The sequence below is a fragment of the Cellulomonas sp. JZ18 genome (assembly GCF_009720485.1).
GTDB lineage: Bacteria > Actinomycetota > Actinomycetes > Actinomycetales > Cellulomonadaceae > Cellulomonas.
Genome location: NZ_CP045245.1, coordinates 3,190,633 through 3,212,100, shown reverse-complemented (window position 1 = coordinate 3,212,100; position 21,468 = coordinate 3,190,633). Strand labels below are relative to the sequence as shown.

The 21,468-nt window shown below is 77.5% G+C and carries 16 protein-coding genes, 1 tRNA gene and 1 pseudogene; 11 read left to right on the top strand and 7 right to left on the bottom strand.

Features of this window, described 5'->3' with window-relative positions; genetic code table 11:
* Window positions 1–43 precede the first annotated feature (43 nt).
* Window positions 44–1,330 (top strand): PP2C family protein-serine/threonine phosphatase, encoded by a 1,287-nt coding sequence (locus GC089_RS14455; RefSeq protein ID WP_196250716.1) that lies wholly within the window; start codon window positions 44–46, stop codon window positions 1,328–1,330.
* 13 nt (window positions 1,331–1,343) lie between these two features.
* On the opposite strand, the gene GC089_RS14450 is transcribed toward GC089_RS14455, so the two are convergent.
* A complete protein-coding gene (locus GC089_RS14450; protein ID WP_155378239.1) occupies window positions 1,344–2,642 on the bottom strand; it encodes a nitrate/nitrite transporter in 1,299 nt (432 codons plus the stop codon).
* A 532-nt stretch (window positions 2,643–3,174) separates the two neighbouring features.
* Here GC089_RS14450 and GC089_RS14445 point away from each other — a divergent pair.
* Both GC089_RS14445 and GC089_RS14440 read left to right on the top strand, forming a co-directional pair.
* The gene (locus GC089_RS14445; protein WP_155378238.1) at window positions 3,175–7,770 is read left to right on the top strand and encodes a hypothetical protein; all 4,596 of its coding nucleotides are present in this window, start codon (window positions 3,175–3,177) and stop codon (window positions 7,768–7,770) included.
* Window positions 7,771–7,798: 28 nt separating this feature from the next.
* The gene (locus tag GC089_RS14440; RefSeq protein ID WP_155378237.1) at window positions 7,799–8,128 is read left to right on the top strand and encodes a hypothetical protein; all 330 of its coding nucleotides are present in this window, start codon (window positions 7,799–7,801) and stop codon (window positions 8,126–8,128) included.
* Window positions 8,129–8,284: 156 nt separating this feature from the next.
* On the opposite strand, the gene mscL is transcribed toward GC089_RS14440, so the two are convergent.
* From mscL to GC089_RS14425, 3 genes are all read right to left on the bottom strand, one after another.
* Complete coding sequence (gene mscL / locus GC089_RS14435) at window positions 8,285–9,070, bottom strand: large conductance mechanosensitive channel protein MscL (protein ID WP_230684836.1); 786 nt, start codon at window positions 9,068–9,070, stop codon at window positions 8,285–8,287.
* On the bottom strand, window positions 9,067–9,483 hold the full coding sequence (locus GC089_RS14430) for a hypothetical protein (protein ID WP_155378236.1): 417 nt from the start codon (window positions 9,481–9,483) through the stop codon (window positions 9,067–9,069). The genes mscL and GC089_RS14430 overlap by 4 nt, the downstream gene beginning before the upstream one ends.
* Before the next feature lie 421 nt (window positions 9,484–9,904).
* Window positions 9,905–10,231, bottom strand: a complete 327-nt coding sequence (locus tag GC089_RS14425; protein WP_155378235.1) for an FmdB family zinc ribbon protein — start codon at window positions 10,229–10,231, stop codon at window positions 9,905–9,907.
* Between the two features lie 212 nt (window positions 10,232–10,443).
* Between GC089_RS14425 and GC089_RS14420 the strand changes: the two genes are divergently transcribed.
* Complete coding sequence (locus tag GC089_RS14420) at window positions 10,444–13,035, top strand: penicillin acylase family protein (RefSeq protein ID WP_155378234.1); 2,592 nt, start codon at window positions 10,444–10,446, stop codon at window positions 13,033–13,035.
* A 15-nt stretch (window positions 13,036–13,050) separates the two neighbouring features.
* Here GC089_RS14420 and GC089_RS14415 read toward each other — a convergent pair whose 3' ends face one another.
* Window positions 13,051–13,773 carry a 5-formyltetrahydrofolate cyclo-ligase gene (locus GC089_RS14415; protein WP_155378233.1) on the bottom strand — a complete coding sequence of 241 codons (723 nt, stop codon included), beginning with the start codon at window positions 13,771–13,773 and terminating at the stop codon, window positions 13,051–13,053.
* Window positions 13,774–13,908: 135 nt separating this feature from the next.
* On the opposite strand from GC089_RS14415, the gene glp reads away from it, so the two are divergent.
* From glp to GC089_RS14395, 4 genes are all read left to right on the top strand, one after another.
* Complete coding sequence (gene glp / locus GC089_RS14410; protein WP_155378232.1) at window positions 13,909–15,147, top strand: gephyrin-like molybdotransferase Glp; 1,239 nt, start codon at window positions 13,909–13,911, stop codon at window positions 15,145–15,147.
* Window positions 15,148–15,202: 55 nt separating this feature from the next.
* Window positions 15,203–15,805, top strand: coding sequence for a GNAT family N-acetyltransferase (locus GC089_RS14405; protein ID WP_155378231.1), 603 nt, complete (start codon window positions 15,203–15,205; stop codon window positions 15,803–15,805).
* A 123-nt stretch (window positions 15,806–15,928) separates the two neighbouring features.
* Window positions 15,929–17,140 carry a hypothetical protein gene (locus GC089_RS14400; protein WP_155378230.1) on the top strand — a complete coding sequence of 404 codons (1,212 nt, stop codon included), beginning with the start codon at window positions 15,929–15,931 and terminating at the stop codon, window positions 17,138–17,140.
* A gap of 194 nt (window positions 17,141–17,334) precedes the next feature.
* Window positions 17,335–17,407, top strand: a tRNA-Ala gene (locus tag GC089_RS14395).
* A gap of 200 nt (window positions 17,408–17,607) precedes the next feature.
* Here the strand turns inward: GC089_RS14395 and GC089_RS14390 are convergent.
* Window positions 17,608–17,877 (bottom strand): GlsB/YeaQ/YmgE family stress response membrane protein, encoded by a 270-nt coding sequence (locus tag GC089_RS14390; protein WP_155378229.1) that lies wholly within the window; start codon window positions 17,875–17,877, stop codon window positions 17,608–17,610.
* A gap of 188 nt (window positions 17,878–18,065) precedes the next feature.
* Here GC089_RS14390 and GC089_RS19270 point away from each other — a divergent pair, with 188 nt between their 5' ends.
* The 3 genes and pseudogenes from GC089_RS19270 to GC089_RS19260 all read left to right on the top strand — a co-directional run.
* Complete coding sequence (locus tag GC089_RS19270) at window positions 18,066–18,413, top strand: glycoside hydrolase family 20 zincin-like fold domain-containing protein (protein WP_230684835.1); 348 nt, start codon at window positions 18,066–18,068, stop codon at window positions 18,411–18,413.
* Window positions 18,380–18,946 (top strand): family 20 glycosylhydrolase, encoded by a 567-nt coding sequence (locus GC089_RS19265; protein ID WP_230684834.1) that lies wholly within the window; start codon window positions 18,380–18,382, stop codon window positions 18,944–18,946. Before GC089_RS19270 ends, GC089_RS19265 begins: the two co-directional genes overlap by 34 nt.
* A 112-nt stretch (window positions 18,947–19,058) precedes the next feature.
* A pseudogene (locus GC089_RS19260) lies at window positions 19,059–19,562 on the top strand (family 20 glycosylhydrolase); the annotation flags it as partial.
* Here the strand turns inward: GC089_RS19260 and GC089_RS14380 are convergent.
* Entirely contained in the window at window positions 19,563–21,449 is a 1,887-nt protein-coding gene (locus tag GC089_RS14380; RefSeq protein ID WP_230685257.1) for a dolichyl-phosphate-mannose--protein mannosyltransferase, read from the bottom strand. It lies immediately after the preceding pseudogene.
* Window positions 21,450–21,468 lie beyond the last annotated feature (19 nt).

Genomic DNA, 21,468 nt, shown 5'->3' with positions numbered 1-21,468 from the left:
GTCGCGCGCGCCGGGCGCGCACGCGCGGCAGGGGAGGTGGGCGATGGACGACGTGCACGGCGGTGCCCGCGCGGCACCCGGGGGCGTCGACTACCACGCGGTGTTCGACGCGCTCAGCTCGGCCAAGCTCGTGCTGTCGCCCGACCTGGTGGTGCTCGACGCCAACGAGGCGTTCCTCGAGACGGTGGGCCTGCCGGGGTCCGTCCTGCTCGGGCGGCACGTGCTCGACGCGTTCCCCGTGCCGCCCACGGCCGGCTCCGGCCCCGGCGAGGACGGTGAGCCGCCCGTCGTCGCGTCGCTGCGCCGGGTCGCGCGCACCGGGCGGCCCGAGGTCATGGGCCCCCACCGCTACGACCTGCGGGACGACGGGTCCGGTGGCTGGCAGGAGCGGTGGTGGATCACCACGCACGTCCCGGTGCTCGACGCCGGGGGGCGGGTGACCCACCTGCTCGAGCGCGTCGAGGACGTCACGGACATCGTCGTCACGGCGGGGCGCCCCGCGCCCGGCGCGGAGCGCCACCCGGAGGTCGTCGAGCACGCGATGGCGGTGACCTCGACGCTCGAGCGGTTCTCCGCCGCGTTCCAGCGCGAGCGGGAGGCCGCGATCGAGCTGCAGGAGTCGATCCTCACGCCGCCGCCCGACGCGCCGGGCCTCACCGTGGCGGTGCGGTACCGGCCGGCCGCGCGCGAGGTGCGGGTCGGCGGCGACTGGTACGACGCGTTCGGCGCGCCCGACGGCTCGACGGTCGTCGTGGTGGGCGACGCCACCGGGCACGACATCCGCGCGGCGGGGCACATGGACCAGCTGCGCGGCACGCTGCGCGCGGTGGCGTACGCGCACGACGCGTCCCCGGGGCCCGCGCTCGACCTCACCGACCGGACCGCGCTCGGCCTCGGGCTCGACGCCACGGCGACCGTGCTCGTGGCGCGGGTCGGCACCGCCGCGGACGACGGGTCGCGTGCCGTCGTGTGGTCGTCCGCGGGGCACCCGCCGCCGCTCGTGCGCCGCGCCGACGGGACCACCGCGCCGCTGCCCGGCCGCACCGGCGTCCTGCTGGGCCTCGGCCTGGGCGCGCCTCGCCCCGAGCACGCGGCCACGCTGCGCCCCGGGGACATGATGCTGCTGTTCACCGACGGCCTGGTCGAGCGGCGGGGCACGTCGCTGAGCGCCTCGCTCGCGGGTCTCGCGGACCTGGTCGGGGCACTGCCCGCGTGCACCGCGGACGAGCTGCTGGACGCCGTGCTGGCGGCGCTCGTCCCGTGCGGCGCCGAGGACGACGTCGCGATCCTGGCGCTGCGCGTGGAGGACCCGCACGCCCCGGAGGGATGACGTCGGGCGCCGGTCAGGCGCGACGGCGGCGCAGCACGTCCCGGATCGGCGGCACCACCGTGCCTGCGCGGGCCATGTCCGCCCGTGCGAGCCGCCGGTTGCGCAGGACGCCCAGGACGCCGACGAGCCACAGCACGGCCAGCGCCGAGAACGCCAGGCGGTAGGCGTCGAGGGTGTAGGTCGTCGCCCCGGGCGGTGACGCCAGCTGCAGCACGACGCCCACGGCCAGGATCGCGCCGATCGACGACGTGAACCCGCCGGTGTTGACGAACCCGGTGGCCGTGCCGAGACGGTCGGCGGCCGTGAACGTCCGCGCGAAGTCGATGCCGACGAGCGAGACGGGGCCCCCGGCGCCGATGACGACGACGAACAGCACGAGCTGCCAGAACGGCCGCGGCGTGTCCGGCACGAGCAGCCACACCCAGGCGACGAGGGTCGAGACCGCCGACGCGAGCACCGACCAGCTGCGCCGCAGCGGGTGCCGGCCCGTCCACCGGCCCACGATCGGCCCGCTGACCATCGCCGAGACGGTGAGGGCGCTGAGCAGCGCGCTCGCCTCGGCCGGCGAGCGGCCCTGCGCGGTGACGAAGAACGGGACGCCCCAGAGCATCGCGACCACGTTCGCGCTGAACGGGGTGAGGAAGTGGGACCAGAAGCCGAGCCGGGTGCCCGCCGGCCGGGCGGCCTCGCGCACGGCGTGCACGAACCGGGTGCGCACGGCGGACGCGACGACCGACGCGTGCGTCGGCGCGGGGGACCGCACGCCGAGCCACGCCACGGCGGTGACGAGCAGGCCGGCCAGCGCGAGCGCGCCGAACGTCGTCCCCCACCCGGCGCCGTGCAGCACGAGAGCGACGGCCACGGCGGAGACGATCTGCCCCGCCTGCCCGATCATCCCCGTGAGCTGCACGAGCAGGGGCACGCGCGGGGCCGGGAACCACTCCGCGACCAGCCGGCACGCGCTGATGAAGATCCCCGCGTCGCCCGCGCCGACGAGCACGCGCGCGACGATCGCGGTCGGGACGTCGTCGGCCCACGCCAGCAGCCCCTGTCCGACGGCCATGACGAGGGACCCACCGGCGATGAGCGTGCGTGCGCCGAACCGGTCGAGCAGCTGCCCGGCGGGGATCTGCAGCGCCGCGTAGACGCCCAGCTGGACCACGGAGAAGGACGCGAGGCCGGTGGCGGAGAGGCCGAACCGCTCGATCGCGTCGACGCCCGCCACACCGAGGGCGGTCCGGTGCACCACGGCCGCCAGGTAGGCGAGGACCGCCGCCGTCCACACCAGCGCGGGCCCGCGCCTGCCGGTCATCGCGTCCGTCCCTCCCGGGCCGTCGTGCGCCGGCCCCACCCAGGGTAGGCGCACCACCGGCCGTGCCCGCCGCGGCGCCTCATGGGCGACCGTCCTGGACGACCGCTCGATTTCACCCGCGCGGGCGCTCTGGACGTTTGACCAACGTCCGTCGATGAGCAACACTCGTACCCGACGGTGCGCATCGCCTGCCCCCTGCGCGGTGCGCACCGTCTCTCACTCTCCCGCCGTCCGGCGGTCACGCGAGCGGGTCGGTGCCTACCGGCCCGCTCTCGTCGTCCCCGGGACCGGCAGGGCGTGCGCGCGCCTCCGGTCGAGGCCCCACGGTCGTGCGGACCGCTCGCGCCGTGCACGTCCCCGGCCTGGTGAGAGCGTCGCGCAGGGCCACGGAGCCCGTCCGCGCGGGGCACGGCGAGCACCCCGGCGCGGGCCGGGAGGCGCCCGTGCGGCCCGTGATCACGCGGCGGACGGGTCCGACCGCCCTCGGCGTGGCCGCCCGGAGGATCGCCCCCGCCCGGTCTACCGTTCCAGGGTGACCGTCCCCGCCCGCACGCCCGCTCCGGGGCCGACCCCGGCCGGTCCGGCCCAGCCCGCAGCCCCGTCCGACGCGCCCGCGCCGGACGCCGCCGCCACCGACCGCACCGCCGACCGCACCGCCGACGGCACCGACGCCGCACCGGTGGCCCTCGTCGAGCCGCCGTCCCCCGCGGAGGTCCTCGAGGGCGCGGTCGCGACCTGGCGGGGCGCGCTCGTCGAGGCCGCGGGCGCCTCCACGCTCTCCGACGTCGACCAGCTGGGCGAGGCCGCGCTCGACCTGTCGGCCGCGCACCCGTCGGGCATGGCGCAGCTGTTCGCCGGCCGCTCGACCCGGCTGTCCAACCTCGTGCGCGAGGCGGGCGCGCTGTCCAGCGCGCGCCGCCGGGCGCGGGCCGTCAGCGCGCGCGCCGCCACCTACACCCAGCGCTACGGCATCGCACCGACGTCGCTCGCCATCGGCGTGGCGACGTGGACCGACCGGTCGTCCGCCGACCTGGCGTCGGACGACGTGGGTGCCCTCGCGCACGTCACCCGCCGCAGCCCCGACCCGCGCGAGCACCGCCCCGACCGGTCCGGCGAGGCCGTGCGGACGGTCCGGGCGCCCGTGCTGCTGCGCCCCGTCACCCTGCGCGCCCGCGGCTCCGGCGAGGGCGACTACGAGCTCGCGCTCGAGCCGTCCCTCGAGGTCAACCCCGTGCTCGCGCGCGCCCTGCGCCGGCACGGTGCCCTGCTCGACCCGGCCGCCGTGGCACGCGGCACGTTCACCGCCGCCGGCTTCGACCCGCGTGGCGCGCTGCAGCGTCTCGCGTCGCTCGGCGAGGCCGTGCTCGAGGGCTTCTCGCTCGTGGAGAAGGTCGTCGTCGGCACGTTCGTCCACCCGGGTCAGGTGCTCGTGGACGACCTCGACCAGCTCGCGGGGACGCTCGACCGGCACGAGGTGGTCCGCGCGCTCGCCGGCCTGGACGACGCGCGCGACGCGCTCGCCGTCGCGCTGCCCGATCCCGTGCCCGGCGACCGCGACCCGGCCGCCGAGCGCGGCGTGGGGGACCTCGACCCCGCGCAGCAGCACGTCCTCGACGTCGTCGCGTCGGGGGCCCACGTGTTCGTCGACGCCCCCACGGGCGCCGACGTCACCGGCACGCTCGCCGCCCTCGTCGCCGACGCGGCCGCCGAGGGCCGCACGGTCCTCTACGTGCCGGGGCACCGGCGCGCCGCGACCGCCCTCGTCGACCGGCTCGAGGAGCTGGGCCTGGGCGAGCTCGTCCTCGACGTCGAGCCGCACGCGGGGTGGCGCACGGCCGTCGGCCGTCGCCTGCTCGGGGCGATGACGACCGAGCCGCCCGTCGTCGACACCACCGCCGTGCACACGCTGCGCGGCCGGCTGCTCGACCACCGTGAGCGGCTGCGCGCCTACGTCGACGCCCTGCACACGGCCCGCGCGCCCTGGGACGTGTCCGCCTACGACGCCCTGCAGGAGCTCGCGCGCCTGACCTCCGCGCGCCCCACGCCGCGCACGACGGTCCGGCTCGACCCCGAGGTCGCGCGCGTCCTGGACGCCGAGCGCCGCGGACGGCTCGCGCGCGACCTGGTGCGCGCCGGCGAGCTCGGCGCGTACACGCTGCGCCCGCAGGACACGCCGTGGTTCGGCGCGAACCTGCGCACCTCCGCCGACGCGCAGGTGGTGCGCCGCCGCCTCGACCGGCTGCTCGACGTGTCGCTGCCGGTCCTGGTGGACCGTGTGGCGCAGGTCGCCGCGGAGACCGGGCTCACCCCCGCGACCACGCTCGACGGCTGGACCGAGCAGCTGCGCATGCTGGACGGCGTGCGCGCGTCGCTCGACGTGTTCCAGCCGCTGGTCTTCGAGCGCACGGCGGCCGACCTGGTCGCCGCGACGGCGACCAAGGAGTGGCGCGAGCAGCACGACGTGCCAATGGGGTTCTGGGTGCGGCGCCGGCTGCGCAAGCAGGCCAAGGACATGCTGCGCCCGGGCCGTCCCGTCGCGGACCTGCACGCCGCCCTGCTCGCGGTGCAGGCGCGTCGCGAGGTCTGGCAGGCGCACTGCCCGGCGGGTGGCTGGCCGCGCCTGCCGGACGCCCTCGAGGTCATCGAGGACGAGCACCGCGCGGTGCGCGAGGACGTGGAGGCGCTCGCCGCCGTCCTCGCCGCGACGCCCGGTGGCGGCGCCCTCGCCTCGACGCCGTTCCCCGAGCTGCGGGAGCGGCTCGGGCGGCTGCGGGACACCGTCGACGCCCTCGACACGCTGCCGGAGCGCACGCAGCTGCTGCACGCGCTGCGGACCGCGGGCCTCGGTCGGCTGGTCGACGACCTCACGGAGCGTCGTGTCGACCCCGCGCTCGCCCCGGCGGAGCTGGACCTCGCGTGGTGGAGCACGGTGTTCGAGCAGGTGCTCGCCGCGGACCCCGCCCTCGCCGGGTACGACGGGACGGCGCTCGGCGCGCTGTCCGCGACGTACGCGGACCTGGACCGCGCGCACGTCGCGAGCCGGACGGCGCCCGTCCTGGCGTCGGCGCTGGCCCGTGTGGCCGCGGCCGTGCGCCAGCACCGCGACCAGGCCGAGGGGCTGTTCGCCGAGCTCGTCGAGGAGCGGCTGACCTCCGTGCGCGAGACCGTCGCGCGCTACCCGGACGTCGCCCGCCGCCTGCGCCCGGTCGTGGTCGCGGGGCCGATGCTCGTGTCGCAGGTGCTGCCCGCGTCGCGCACGGTCGACCTCGTCGTCGTCGACGCCGCGGCGCACCTGCCGGTCGAGGCGGCGCTGCCCGCGATCGCGCGGGGCCGCCAGGTGGTCGTCGTGGGCGACGCGCGGTGCGCCTCCGGGTCCGCCGTGCGCGAGCTCGCCGACGCCCTGCCGTCCGTCGCGCTGCACGCCGACGCGTCCCGCCGCGACCCGTACCTCACGGCGTTCCTCGCCGAGCACGGCTACGCCGACGTGCTGGTCCCGACGCCGCTGCCCACGTCGCAGCCGCTCGTGCACCTCGAGGTCGTCGACGGCACCGGCATGCCCGACCCCACCAGCGGCACGGTCGACTCCACGCGGGCGGAGGTCGACCGCGTCCTCGAGCTCGTCGTGGAGCACGTGCTGCGCCACCCGGACGAGTCGCTCGCGGTCGTCACGGTGACGCCGCGGCACGCGGACGCCGTGCGCGAGGTCGTGCTCGCCGAGGTGCGGGACAACCCGGCCCTCGCGTCGTTCTTCGACGCGGGGCGCAGCGAGCCGTTCGTCGTCGTCGACGTCGGCAACGTCGCGGGCCTGCGGCGCGAGGCCGTCATCGTCTCGCTCGGCCTGGGCCGCACACCGCACCGGCGCGTCCTGCACTCGTTCGGACCCGTGAGCCGGGCCGGCGGCGACGCGCTGCTGCTGGACGCCCTCGGCTCGACCCGGCACCGGCTCACCGTCGTCTCGTGCTTCGGCGCCGAGGACCTCGACCCCGACCGCGTGCGCGGCGCCGGTCCCCAGCTCCTGGCCGACCTCCTGCGGTTCGCCGCGGAGCGGGGCGCCGCCGACGGGCGGGCGGCCGACCCGCAGCGCGAGCGGCCGACGGGCGGCGCCGACCCGGACCGTCTCGTGCTGGACCTGGCCGAGCGCCTGTGGCAGCACGGGCTCGTCGTCGACGTCGACCACGGCGTGCCGGGCGGTGCCCGCATCCCGCTGGTCGTCGGTCACCCCGACCTGCCCGACGAGATGCTCGTCGCGGTGCTCACCGACGACGAGGACTACGTCCGCGAGCCCAGCGTGCGGGTGCGGGACCGCCTCGTGGCGGACCGCCTCGCGCGGCTCGGCTGGTCGGTGGTGCGCGTCTGGTCGGCCGCCGCGTTCCTCGACCCGCAGGCGGAGGTCGACCGCATCCGCCGGGCCGTGCACGCGCGCCTCGTCGAGCGCCGGCCCGAGGCCGCCGCGCCGCCGTCGCGTCCCGTGCCCGTGGTCGTGCAGGAGGCGCCGGAGGAGGACGACGTCGAGGCGCCGGTCCGGCCGTACGTCAGCGCCCGGCCGGCGACGGGTGCGACGCCGGTGGTGCGGCCGGCGACGGGTGCGACGCCGGTGGTGCGGCCGGCGACGGGTGCGACGCCGGTCGTGCGGCCCGCGACGGGTGCGACCCCGGAGGTGCGGCCCGCGACCGGTGCGGTGCCGGCTGTGCCGCCTGCGACGGGTGCGACGCCGGAGGTGCGGCCCGCGACCGGTGCGACGCCGGTGGTGCGCACGCCGACGGGCGTGCAGCCGACCGTGCCGCCGCCGGCGGGAGGCCGGGGTGCGGGCGCGACGGGCTCGACCGGAGCCGTCCCCGGCGTGCCGGCTCCCGAGGGACGCACGCCGGCGGAGCCGGGGGCGACGACGGGGGAGCAGCTCGTGCTCGCGGTGCGCACGCAGCCGCGGCCGGACGCGCGTCCGGGCCTGCCGATCGGTGCCTACAGCGACGACCAGCTCGACGACCTGGTGCGGTGGCTGCGGTCCGACGGGCAGGAGCGCTCGCGCGAGGCGCTCGCCGACGCCCTGCGCGCCGAGCTCGGCATCACCCGCCGGAGCCACCGCGTCGACACGGTGGTGCGGGGCGCCGTCGCGCGCGCGTTCGCCTGACGGGCGTCCGGCGCGCGACCATCGAGGCATGACCACCGACGAGCAGCCCGTACCGCGTCGTCGCGGGCCGCGCCGCGCGGTGCGGCAGTCCGGGACGGTCGGCACCGACGAGTCGGTGCTCCGCTCACGTCACCCCGCCGCGTCCGCGGCCGGCGGCGCCCCAGCCGAGGTCGGCGCCGGCGCGGCGCGCGACGCCGACCCCGACCCCGCCTTCGGGCGGCCGCGTCCCGTGCCGGTGGCCGAGCCGGACCCGTGGACCGCGCTGCGCTCCGCCGACGACGGCGACCGTGGCTGGGGACGTGAGGAGCCCGCCTCGAACGACGACCGGCTGCGCCGCGAGCGACCGCCGCACTGGTGAGCCGCACTGGTGAGCCGCACCGGTGAGCCGCACTGGTGACCGGCAGGGCGCGTCGACGCTGACGACGTTCCCCGATGTGTCCCGACGTGCCCCGACGCGGTCCGGAGCACCGGCCTCGACGACCGGCGCCGGGGCCGCGCAGCCGTCGCCCAGACGTCAGGCCGGTCCGCTGCCGGGCGGGATGGTCGGGGGCATGCCACCGGACGGCGGCGGGACGGGCGGCGTCCCCCGCGTGCCGCGCTCGCCTCCCGCACCGGCCGCTCCGTGTTCGTCCCCGGTCGTGGCGGTGCCGCCCGCCCCGCCAGTCGCGGTGCCGCCAACCGCAGTGCCGCCAACCGCAGTGCCGCCGGTCGCGGTGCCGCCAGTCCCGCCGCCGGCCCCGACGTCACGGGCGACCGCGGGCGTGAGGCGCTGCGCGAGCAGGTCGCGGATCTCCTGCAGCAGGAGCACGTCCTCGCTCGGGGCCTGCGGCTCCTCCTCCTGCCCGCGCTTGCGCCGCGCCGCGAGCGCGTTCAGCGGCAGGACGATGAGGAAGTAGATCGCGGCGGCCGTCAGCAGGAACTGGACCAGCGCCTCGAGGATCACGCCGACGCGGATCGGCTCCACACCGTCGCGCCAGGAGTACGGGCCGAGGTCCCACACGCCCGCGAGGTTCGGCTTGCCGAAGATCCACCCGACGAGCGGGCTGATCAGCGCCTCCTGCAGGGCGGAGACCACGGCCGTGAACGCGGCGCCGACGACCACGCCGACCGCCAGCTCGACCGCGTTGCCGCGCGAGACGAAGTCCTTGAACCCCTGGAGGACCTTCGCCATGCCCTTCACCTGGCTGCTCCCGCCGACCGCGCGCAGCCGGTCCCCGGCGCCGCGCAGCCCGTCCCGCATCCCGTCCGTCATCCCCTGCTCCCGCTCGTCCGTGGCCGGTGCTGCCGTCGGCGCGATCATGGCACGACGACCGCGACCAGCCGCGCCGAGGCCGACGCCGCCGCGATCCGCACGGCCTCCTCCGGCGTGACGGCGACGAGCACGGGCGCACCGCCGTCGTCGCCGCCGGGAAGCAGCCCGTCGCCTCCGCCGGGCGAGGGCACGGGCGCGGGGAGCACCAGGGCGCGGCGGGCGACGGTGTCGCCCGCGCCGCCCTCGGGCCGGGCCGCCACGAGGTCGACGTGCGTGCCGGGGGCGAGCAGGGCCGCGACGGCCGGGTCGTCCAGGCGCACGGCGGCCACGACCGTGCCCGGCGGGCCCGTCGGGGTCCCGGTGGCGAGCAGCGAGGGCGTGAGCACCTGGCGCGCGGGCAGGTCGACCACGGGTGCCGCCCCGGTCGCGTCGGCCGGCGAGGTGAGCGCGCCCGCGGGCACCGCCCCGGGGCCACGCGGGCGACCACCACCCCCGCGGCGGTCAGGGGCACGCCGGCCGGGGCGTCCCCGGCGACCACGAGCACGGGCACGGTCACGGGCGGGGGCGGGCGCAGCGCGTGGACGACCACGCCGGCCGCGGCGCCGAGGCAGGCGGCGGCGACCGCGAAGCGCCAGCGCCAGAGCGCGCCGCGCAGCCGGACGGCGGCCGGCGCGCGCACGGGGGCGAGCGGTGCAGGACGCAGGTCGGCGGACGGGTCGAGGGGGAGCACGCCGGCGACGCTAGGGCCGGGACGTGCACCGTCCCCGGGCCCGGGGTGGCGCCGGGGGAGTGCGCCCGCTCCGCCCGGGGCTGGGGACGGCTCGCCGCACTCGCCGGTGGGTCGAGCCGCCGCCCCGGGTCGGGCCGGAGGTCGGACCGGCGTCAGGCCGAGGCGGCCTTCGGCGCCGAGGACGACCCGCCCGACGCCGCCGTCGACGGCGACGCGGCGGAGGAGGACGAGCCGGTCGACGACGACGAGGACGAGCCGGACGACGTGGTCTTGCCGGTCGTCGAGGCGGTGGTCGACCCGCCCGCGCGCGCGTCCGTGCGGTAGAAGCCCGAGCCCTTGAAGACGACGCCGACGGCGGAGAAGACCTTGCGCAGGCGCCCCTCGCACTCGGGGCAGACGGTCAGGGCGTCGTCGGAGAAGGACTGCTGGACCTCGAAGGCGTGCTCGCAGGCGGTGCACCGGTAGGCGTAGGTGGGCACTGGCCGACTCCCGTGGAACTCGTGCGCCGGACCTGCGCCCGGCGGGTGGTGTGTGGTGGCCCCGGTGGGGCGGTCGCGTGCCGGTGGCGGGTGGCGCGCCCCACGAGGACGACGCCGCCGGGCCCGGCACGAGGCGCGCTGGCACTCTCGAGGGCCGAGTGCCAACTCTACCGCGAGCGTCAAGCACACCCCGGCAGGGCTACCCTGCGACCGTGCCCCGCCGCCGCCCTCGCCTGCGCACCGCGCTCGTCGTCGCCGCCTCCGTCGTCGTGGTCGCGCTGCTGGCCACCACGCTCGTCGGGGCGGTCGTGCTGCGCCGTCCGCTGCCGGAGCCGTCCGGCACGCAGAGCGTCCCCGGGCTCGGGGAGGAGGTGCGCGTGACCCGTGACGCGCGCGGTGTGCCGACCATCGTCGCGCGCAGCGCGAGCGACCTCTTCGCCGCGCAGGGCTACGTGTCGGCGCAGGACCGGTTCTTCGAGATGGACTACCGCCGGCACGTCGCGTCCGGCCGGCTCTCGGAACTCGTCGGGGCCCAGGAGGACGCGCTCGCCGCCGACAAGGTGGTCCGGACCCTCGGCTGGCGCCGGGTCGCCGAGCAGGAGTGGGACCGGATGCCGGCGCAGGCGCGGGAGTGGCTCGAGGCGTACGCGAGCGGCGTCAACGCCTGGCTCGACGGACGCGACACCGGCGCCATGGCGATGGAGTACACGGTGCTCGGCCAGCGCGTGCCCGTCGAGCGTCCCGAGCCGTGGCACCCGGTCGACTCCCTCACGTGGCTCAAGGCGATGGCGTGGGACCTGCGCTCCAACTACGACGCCGAGCTCGCCCGCGCGCTCACGTACGCCTCCGTGGGTGACGTGGCCCGGGTCGAGCAGCTCTTCCCGCCGTACCCGCAGGACAGGAACGCGCCCGTCCTCGACGCCACGGCCGTCGCGCCCCGCAGCGCGGTCCCCGTGCCGGTGGCCGCGGAGCCGGACCTCGGCGCGCTGCTCGCCGGTCCCGACCTGCAGGAGGCACTCGAGGCCGCGGACCGCGCGATGGCGGCCGTGCCGCACCTCGTGGGGGAGGGCGACGGCATCGGGTCCAACTCCTGGGTCGTGGCGGGCGAGCACACGGCGTCCGGCGCGCCGCTGCTGGCGAACGACCCCCACCTGGGCATCTCCGCGCCGGGCATCTGGTCGCAGGTCGGGCTGCGCTGCGCGACGGTCGACGACGCGTGCCCGTTCGACGTCGGCGGCTTCGCGCTCGCCGGCGTCCCCGGCGTGGTCATCGGCCACAACGACCGCCTGGCGTGGGGCCTGACGAACCTCGGCGCCGACGTCACCGACTTCTTCCTCGAGCGGGTCGAGGGCGACGAGGTGGTCGTCGACGGCCGCCGCGAGCCCGTCGACGTCCGGACCGAGACCATCGAGGTGGCGGGCGGCGACGACGTGGAGCTGCCGGTGCGCAGCACGCGGCACGGCCCGATCGTCTCGGGCGTGCTCGACGTGGGCGCCGCCTCGCGGGCGCCCGTCCCGGAGGGGGCGCCGGGCCGACGGTTCGAGGTCGCGCTCGCGTGGACGGCCCTGGAGCCGGGCCGCACCGTCGAGGCGATCCTGGCGATGATGACCGCCGGCGACGCCGAGGACGTCGCCGCCGCGGCCGCGCTGTTCGACGTGCCGTCGCAGAACATCGTCTTCGCGACGACGGACGGCCACATCGGGTACCAGGCGCCGGGACGGATCCCCGTGCGCGCGAGCGTGCCCGGTGCGCCCGTCCCCGCCGACGGCACCTGGCCCCGACCGGGCTGGGACTCGCGCTACGACTGGCAGGGCTGGGTCGACGCCGCGGACATGCCGCGCGTCCTCGACCCCGCCGAGGGGTTCGTCGTCGCGGCCAACCAGGCCGTCACGCCGGCCGGGCTCGGCCCCTTCCTCGCCCGCGACACCGACTACGGGTACCGCGCGCAGCGGGTCCGCGACCTGCTGACCGCGGAGATCGAGGCCGGCCGGCCCGTCGACGCGGAGACGACGGCCCGCATGCAGACCGACCAGCACAACCCCTACGCGGACGTGCTGGTGCCCGCGCTGCTCGAGGTCGACGTCGACGAGCCGTTCGTGGCCGAGGGGCAGGAGCTGCTGCGCCGCTGGGACCACGTGTCCTCCGCCGACTCGGCGGCCGCCGCCTACCTGGCCGCCGTCTGGGCCGACCTGCTGCGGCTCACGTTCGCCGACGACCTCCCCGACGGTCACGCGCCGTCCGGGGACTCGCGCTGGCTGGAGGTCGTGCGCACGATCCTGCAGGACCCGACGTCGCCGTGGTGGGACGACCGCTCGACGCTGGGCGTCGTCGAGGGGCGCGACGAGATCCTGTCGCGCGCGCTCAGCGAGGCCCGGTACGGGCTGACCGCACAGCTGGGCAGCCGCACCGAGGACTGGGCGTGGGGCCGGCTGCACGTGGCCGCGCCGCGGCACCCCGTGCTCGGCGGCGAGGGCGTGCCCGCCGTCGTGCGCGGCGTCGTCAACCCGCGCCCGCAGGCCGTCGGCGGCGGGTCCGCGATCGTCGACGCGACCAGCTGGGACGCGGCGTCCGGCTCGTACGCGGTGCGCAACGCACCGTCCATGCGCATGGTCGTCGACCTCGGCGACCTCGACTCCTCGACGTGGGTCAACCTGACCGGCACGTCCGGGCACCCGGCGAGCGTGCACTACGACGACCAGCTGCCGGCCTGGGCGCGCGGCGAGCAGTTCCCGTGGCCGTTCTCGGCGGCGGCGGTCGAGGCCGACGCGGTCGACCGGTTGACGCTCGTCCCGGCGGACGACTGACGGGACGCGACGGCGTCAGCGGGCGTCCGGCCCGTGCGGCCCGCCGTCCGCCCCGACCAGCCACCACCGCTCGGGCGTCGCGACGGCCGTGACGGGGCGGTCGTGGGGTTCGCGCGGCAGCGGGTCGTCCACCACCTCGTCGGCGTGCACGAGCGCGACGACGGGTGCGCCCGGGCGCACGTGCGCGAGGACCCGGTCGTACCAGCCGCCGCCCTGCCCGAGACGCGTGCCGGTGGCGTCGACGGCGAGCGCCGGGACGAGGACGACGTCGGCCTCGGCCAGCGCCTGCGCACCCAGCCCGGGGCCGCCGGGCTCGGGCGGCCGCCCGGGCGCCCGCTCGCGCAGGTCCTCGGCCCCCGCGTACTCCGCCCAGTCGCGCTGCAGGCCGGTGCCGAGCACCGGCAGCAGGAGCCGGACGCCGCGGGCGGCGAGCGCCTCCACGAGGGGACCGGTGCCGGGCTCGGTGGGCCGGGACGCGTACACGCTGACGCAGCGGGCGTCGGCGACCGCGGGGATCGTCAGCACGACCTCGGCGAGCCGGCTCGCGGCCTCCTCGCAGAGCCGCGGCGAGCGCCGGGCCCGCTGCGCGCGGACGCCGCGACGCAGGGCGTCCTTGGTCTCGGCCGCGGACGGGCGCCGCACCGGCACCCGCTCCTCGACCCGTCCACCGCCGGCCCGGCCCCCGTGGCCCGGGCCCTGCGCAGGGCTGTGCCAGGACGGCTGGGCGACGGCGCTCATGGCACCAGTGTGGACCAGCCGGGCCGCGTCGTGCTGCGGGCCGCGCGGCGCGCCGCCGGCCGGTGCGCCGGCGGGGTGGGCGGCCGGGTGCGCCCCTCGGTCGGCGGCGTGCGCACCAGCAGGCAGAATGCGCGCATGAGATCGGTGCAGGACCACCTCGCGGCCGTCCTCGCGGCGGTGGGTCCGGTGGCGCCGCTGGACGTCGTGCTGCACGACGCGACGGGCTGCATCCTCGCGGCCGATGTCGTCGCGCCCGTCGACGTCCCGGCCGTGCCGGCGGCGGCCCGCGACGGCTACGCGGTCGCGGCCCACGACACGGTGGACGACGCGGGGCGGGTGCGCGACCTGCCCGTCGTCGACGACGTGCACGCGGGGTCGCCCGCCGGGCTGCGCCACGTCGCGGGCACGGCGGTGCGCGTCGCCTCGGGCGGGCCGCTGCCGCTCGGCGCCGACGCCGTCGTCCCGGTCGAGGAGACGGACCGGGGGACGGCCCGCGTCGCGCTGCAGCGTCCTGCGATGCCGGGGCAGCACGTGCGCCCGGCGGGCGCCGACGTGCGCGCCGGCGAGGTCGTGCTCACCGCGGGCACGCGCCTGGGGGCGCGCCAGGTGGCCCTGGCCGCGGCGATGGGGCGCGGCCGTCTGCCGGTGCACCCGACGCCGCGCGTCGTGCTGCTCTCGGTGGGCGACGAGCTCGTGGAGCCCACCACGCCCGCCCGTCCCGGCACCGTCTTCGAGGCCGACGGGCACGCGCTCGAGGCCGCGGTGCGGGACGCCGGCGCCGCGGCGGTGCGCGTGGGCGTGGTGCCGGACGAGCGGGCCGCGCTGCGCGAGGCGCTCGAGGACCAGCTCGTGCGCGCGGACCTCGTGGTGCTCACCGGCGGCCTGTCCGAGCTCGCGCACGACACCGTCAAGGACGTCCTCGCGCCGCTCGGCACCGTGCGCCTCGACCAGGTCGCGATGACGCCGGGTCTGCGGCACGGCTTCGGCACGGTCGGGCGCGGGGTGGGCGCACGCGACGACGAGCACGGCGTGCCGGTGTTCGCGCTGCAGGGGCACCCGGTCGCCGCGCAGGTCTCGTTCGAGGTGTTCGTGCGGCCGGCCCTGCGGGCGATGGCCGGGCACGCCGAGCTGTTCAGGCCCTCGGTCGCGGCGGCCGCGACGCACGGCTGGACGTCCCCGCCGGGGCTGCGCCAGTTCGTGCCGGCGACCGTCCTCGGCTCCCCCGAGGAGGGCTACCGCGTGACACCCGTGGGTGACCCCGCCGCGCCGTCGACGACGGCGCTGGCGCAGGCGAACGCCCTGGCGGTCGTGGGGGAGACGGACATGAGCGTGCACGCCGGGCAGGTCGTGCACTGCCTGGTGCTCGAGGGGTGAGCGCCGTGCCGGTGGAGCAGGACCGCGCCGCCGTCGTGGGAACGGAGGGGTGAGCGTGGCGCTGGGATGGCCCGTCGAGCTCGTGGACGGTGACGTGCGCCTGCGCCCGCTGCGCCGGCGCGACGCGGACGCGTGGATGTCGCTGCGCGCGGTCAACGCGGGGTGGCTGGAGCCGTGGGACGCCACCAGCCCGGAGCCGGTGCGCGGTGCGCGGCCCACGTTCGGGCAGTTCGTGCGGGCCCTCGCCGCGCAGGCGCGCGACGGCTCGGCGCTGCCGTTCGCGGTCGACTACGGCGGCGAGCTGGTCGGCCAGCTCACGGTGTCGTCGATCCAGTACGGGTCGCTGCGCTCGGCGTCGATCGGCTACTGGGTGTCGCAGCACGTGGCGGGCCGGGGCGTGATCCCCACGGCGGTCGCGCTGGCCACCGACCACTGCTTCGGCGTGCTGCGCCTGCACCGGGTGGAGATCAACATCCGCCCGGAGAACCGGCCGTCCCTGCGGGTCGTGGAGAAGCTCGGCTTCCGCGACGAGGGGCTGCGCGAGCGGTACCTGCACATCCAGGGGCAGTGGTGCGACCACCGGTCGTTCGCGCTGACGGTCGAGGACGTGCCGGAGGGCCTCGTCGCGCGCTGGCACGCCCGCCGCGGACGGGTCTGACGGGAGGCCCGACGCAGGCCGTGGGCGGCCTACCACGCGCGTCACCGCCGGTTCGGGCGTGTCGTGGCGCGACACGCCGCCTCCCTCCGGCGGTGAGGGGCGCGGCGCCCCTACCGTCGATCCGTGAACGGACTCGCAGGCCTCGTGGCGCTCGCGCTCGTCGGCCTGTGGGTGGCGTATCTGGTGCCGCACCACCTGCGGCACCGTCAGCGGCTGCTGGAGGCACGCGCGGACGACCGGTTCTCGGCCAGGCTGCGCGTGGTCGCGGTGGCGCGGGGCGTCGGCCGGACGGTGCGTCCGGCGGCCCCCGCGGCGGCGGGGCCGAGCACGACGGCGCTGCTGACCCCGGGGACGGGTGTGCCGGCGGTCGGCGCCGGCACGGCGACAGGAGGCACGACCGTGGACCGACCGCACGCCACACCCGAGCGCATCTCGGCCGAGGCGGCGCGCCGTCTCGCGCAGGCGCGTGCCGCCCGTGCGGCCGCGGCGGCACGGCGAGGAGCAGCGGCACGCCGCCGGGGCCTGCTCGCGGCGCTGCTGCTGGTCGCCGCGGTCGTGGGCTGGGTCGTCACCGCGGTCGTGCCCGCGGCGACGTGGGCGGTCGGCGCGGTGCCGACGGCGCTGCTCGCCACCGTGACGGTGCTCGGCCGCCGGGCGGTCGTCGCGGGCCGTCGCGCCGACGAGGACTGGGCGGCGACCATCGAGCGCGAGGAGCGCCTGGCGGCGCGTCCGCGGACGGGGGCGACGCACGTGGTGCGGCCGTCGTCGGCGCCCGTGCCGGTCGTCCGCACCGGCGCGGCCCCCGCGCAGGTGCCGGTGCCGCTCGTCACCGGCCACGCCGTGCGGCCGTCCGACGCGCACACGGAGGTCTTCGAGCGGATCGTCGCCGACGGGGGCGAGACGAGCGGCCCGGCGCGTCACGCGACGGGTGCGACACCGGTGGTCCGCCGCTCGGCGATGACGGCTCCGACGGCGGCGGTGCCGGCCGCTGTGCCCGGCGCGGCACCGGCCACGGTGCCGGCTGCCACGGCCACGGGGGAGCCGGCCGAGGGCGAGGACGCCGAGGCGTGGTCCCCGGTCCCGGTGCCGCGCCCGACGTACACGATGAAGGCGCCCGCGCCGCGCCGGACGCCGGCGCCGCTGTCGGAGGAGGACGCCGAGGCGTCGACCACCCGCCGGCCGGCCGAGCGCGCCGACCAGGGGACGGCGGACGAGGCCGCGGCCGAGACCACGACCGCCCCGGAGCCGGCCGCGACGCTCGAGCCCGCCCCGGAGACGACGGGCAGCATCGACCTGAACGCGGTGCTCGCGCGCCGCCGCGCCGCCGGGCAGTAGCGGGCGCCGGCGGCTCCGGGCGGCGGCCCGCGGGCGGTCCCTGCGCGGCGTCGGAGCGGTCACGTCGCGGCCGTCCCGCCGACCGTCGCACCGACCGTCCGCGCCGGTCAGACGCCCGCCGGACCCGTGAGCGCCGCCACACCGAGCCGGTTTTCACCACGGGCCGCGAGGGTGCTAACGTGTTCCTCGCTCAAGGGGCTGTGGCGCAGTTGGTAGCGCGTCTCGTTCGCAATGAGAAGGTCAGGGGTTCGAATCCCCTCAGCTCCACCGCAGAAGGGCCCGTCCGGTCAGGACGGGCCCTTCGTCGTGCTGGCGACGCCCGCAGGGCGGCTGCCGTACCGGCGCGCGGTGTGCGGACGCCGGCGCCTCGTCGCGGCGCCGCCGGCCGCACCGCCCCGGGACGACGACGGGCCCCCTCCCGCAGGAGGGGGCCCGTCGTCGGTGCGGCCGGGGGCCGGGTGCGTGCGTCAGACGCGGCGCTTGCCCGCCCAGCCGGCGTACAGGCTCACGAAGATCGCCGCGAGGCCCACCTGGAAGACGAGCTCGATCCAGTCGATGCCGTCCGTGGTCTCGACGCCGACGATCTGCGCGAGCCAGGTGCCGATGAGGGCGGCGATGATGCCGATGACGATCGTGGCGAGGATCGAGATCCGCTGCTTGCCGCGGACGACGAGGCGGCCGAGCGCCCCGATGATCGCGCCGATGACGATCGCACTGATGATGCCTCCGATGCCCATGCACACTCCTCGGGTCGAGTCAAGGGTCAATCCGTGACGTGAGCAAACTAGGGCAGTTCTGTCCGCGGCGCGCGTCGAACGCTGCCGACCCTCGTGTGAGACGGGCAGGACCTGGACACGCGTCCGGGCGCGCGGGGGCCGGGACCGGTAGGTTGCCGGTGCCGACCACCGACCCGCGAGGAGTGCTCGTGTCCGACGTCATCGCCGTGGTGCCCCAGCCCCTCGTGGTCGAGCCGGAGGACGCCGCCCCCTACGTCGTCACGGCGGCCACCGTGGTCGTCGTGCCCGCCGCGGACGCCGACGACCCCGCGGTGCCGGCCGCCGTGCTCGCGGCGGACCTCCTGGGCCGGGCGGCCGGTCACGCGGTGCAGGTGCGGTTCGACGACCCCGGGGTGCCCGGTGCGGTGCACGTGCGCCTGGTCCCCGCCGGGTCCGCCGGGCTGCCCGCGGGTGACGAGGCCTACCGCGTGCTCGTCGGCCCGGACGCGGTCCGGCTGGAGGCGTGCGCCCCGAGGGGCTCGTCCACGCCGTCGTGACGCTGCGCCAGCTGCTGCGCGAGCTGCCCGGCGGTGGCGTCGAGGTGCCCGCCGTCCGGGTCGAGGACGCGCCCCGCTTCGGCTGGCGCGGCCTGACGCTCGACGTCGCGCGCCACTTCGTGCCCGTGCCGGACCTCAAGGTCGTCATCGGGTTGATGGGCCACTACAAGCTCAACGTCCTGCACCTGCACCTCACGGACGACCAGGCGTGGCGCATCGACCTGCCGTCGCGCCCGGAGCTGGTCCGCCGGTCCAGTGCGCACGGCGTGGGCGGGGACCCGGGCGGGCACTACTCCGCGGCCGACTGGGAGGAGCTCCTGGCCTTCGCCCACGCCCGCGGTGTCCGCGTCGTCCCGGAGGTCGACGTCCCCGGGCACGTGAACGCGGCCCTGCACGCCTACGGCGAGCTCACCCGAGCGGTGCGCCCGCCGACGAGTACACCGGGATCGGCGTCGGCTTCTCGCGCCTGCACGACGACCTGCCGGCCACGCGGCCGTTCCTGCACGACGTGTTCGCCGACCTCGCGGCCATGACCCCGGGCGAGCACGTGCACGTCGGCGGGGACGAGGTGCTGACGATGGACCACGACGAGTACGCGCGCCTGGTGCGCGTCGCGCTCGAGGCCGTCACGGCGCAGGGCAAGACCCCGTGGGCTGGCAGGAGCTCGCCCACGTGCCCGACCTGCCGCCGGGCACGGTCGTGCAGTTCTGGGACGACCGCGAGGACCCGGCGCCGTTGGTCGCCGCGGCGCACGCGGGGGCCCGGATCGTGCTGTCGCCCGCGTCGCGCGTGTACCTCGACATGAAGTACGACGCCGACTCGCCGCTCGGGCTCGAGTGGGCGGGCCACGTCGAGCTGCGCGACGCCTACTGCTGGGAGCCCGCGGACGTCCTGCCCGGGCTGCCCGACGGTGCGCTGCTCGGCGTCGAGGCCGCCCTGTGGACGGAGACGCTGCGCACGCTCGACGACCTCACGACCATGCTGCTGCCGCGGCTCGCGGCCGTCGCGGAGGTCGCGTGGAGCGCGCCGGGGCGCCGCGACGTCGACGACCTCGTGCGCCGTCTGACCGTCCACGGGACGTTCTGGGACCGCCTCGGCCTGGCCTGGTACCGCTCGCCGCAGGGGCGCTGGCAGGAGCGCGTCGGCTGATCAGCGGCCGGCGGGTGCGCGGTCCGGGTCGTCGCCCGGGTCCGGGTCAGATCCAGGTGGGCAGCCACATGCGGATGTGCCACTGCTGCCACGGCACGACCCAGCCCGCCCACACCGGGTAGAAGAAGGCCCCGCGGCCACCACGAGGACGACGAAGACCCCCACGCCGACGATCGCGCGGCGACGTCCGCGGCGGTCCCGCTCGGTGTCCTCCGGGCTGACGGGCCCGACGAGCAGCCCGAGCACGTACACGAGCGTCAGCACGACCCACGGCGCGAACGCCACCGAGTAGAACGTGAAGATCGTGCGGTGGGCGTAGGCGAACCACGGCACCCAGCCGGCGACGATGCCGGACAGCGCCGCCCCCGCCCGCCAGTCGCGGTACCGGATCAGCCAGAACAGCGCGACGAGCACTGCGGCGGCGCCCGCCCACCAGATGACCGGGTTGCCGACGGCGAGGATGGCCTGGGAGCACGAGTCGGCGCCGCACGCCGCCTGCGCCTGCGGTCCCGTCAGACCGGAGATCTCCGAGGGGTAGTAGTACGAGGTCGGCCGCCACTGCACGATCCAGCCGATCGGGTGCGCCGCGTAGGAGTGCGGCGTCTCGAGGCCGTTGTGGAAGCGCCACATGTCCTCGTGGTACTGCCACCACGACCGCAGGGCGGGCGGCAGCCAGCCGACGCCCTGGCCGGGGTTCTGCTCCGCCCAGTGCCGGTTCCACGCGTTGTCGGAGGCGAACCAGGACGCCCACGAGGCGACGTAGGTGAGCGCGGCCGAGCCCACGAGGACGACGAACGCGACGAGCCCGTCCTTGACCGCGCCGGCGACGTGCCACGCCCGCACGCCCACCGCCCGCCGGGCCGCCATGTCCCACAGCACCGTCATGACGCCGAACACGGCGAGGAAGTACATCCCCGACCACTTGGTGCCGACGGCGAGGCCCAGCAGCACGCCCGCCGCCAGGCGCCACCACCGGAACCCGAGTCCCGGACCCCAGCGCAGCGTGCCGCCCGCGTCGAGCACCGCGGCGGCGCGGTCCGCGAGCCGACGCCGCGCCTGCTGGCGGTCGAGCACGAGCGCGCCGAACGCGGCCAGCGCGAAGAACATGAGGAACGGGTCGAGCAGGCTGATGCGGGAGTGCACGATCGCCAGGCCGTCGACGGCGAGGAACAGCCCCGCGACGGTCCCGAGCGCCGTCGAGGCGAACAGCCGCCGGCCGATGCGCGCGACCATGAGCACGGCGAGCGTGCCGACCACCGCGGCCGACAGCCGCCACGCGGCGGAGCTCTCGACGCCGCCGCCGAGCTGCATGCCGAGCGCGATCATCCACTTGCCGACGAGCGGGTGGACCACGTACTCCGGGTCGGTGCCGAGCATGCTGGTGTCGCCGGCCTCGAACCCGGGGTTCGGGTCGTCGCCCCACGCCGCCTCGTAGCCCCGCGCGAGCAGCGAGAACGCCTGCTTGACGTAGTAGGTCTCGTCGAAGACGAGGGCGTGGGGGCGTGCCAGGTCCCAGAACCGGAGCACGCCGCCCAGCGCGGTGACCGCGAGGGCCCACAGCCAGCCGTGCAGCCGGTCGCGCGGCGTCGCGTCCAGCGCGAGCGCGTCGTCACCCAGCAGGCGGCGCAGGAAGGCGGTACGGCGCGGCTCGGCCGGCTCGCCGGGCTCGGCGTCGGCGGGTCCGTAGGGCGAGGCGTCCGGGTCGGTGCCCGTGCCCTCGTCGGGGTCCCGGGCGGGGTCGTCGACGACCGTCGTCGCGCGTGCGCCCGTCGCCGCACCCGCCTCGCCGGTGCCAGGACCGGCCGCGCCCTCGTCGGGCGGGGCCGACCCCGCCCCGCCGGGCACGGTGGTGCCCGGCGCGTCGTCGCGCTCGGCGTCGTCTCCCATGGGCGGCACGCGGTCATCG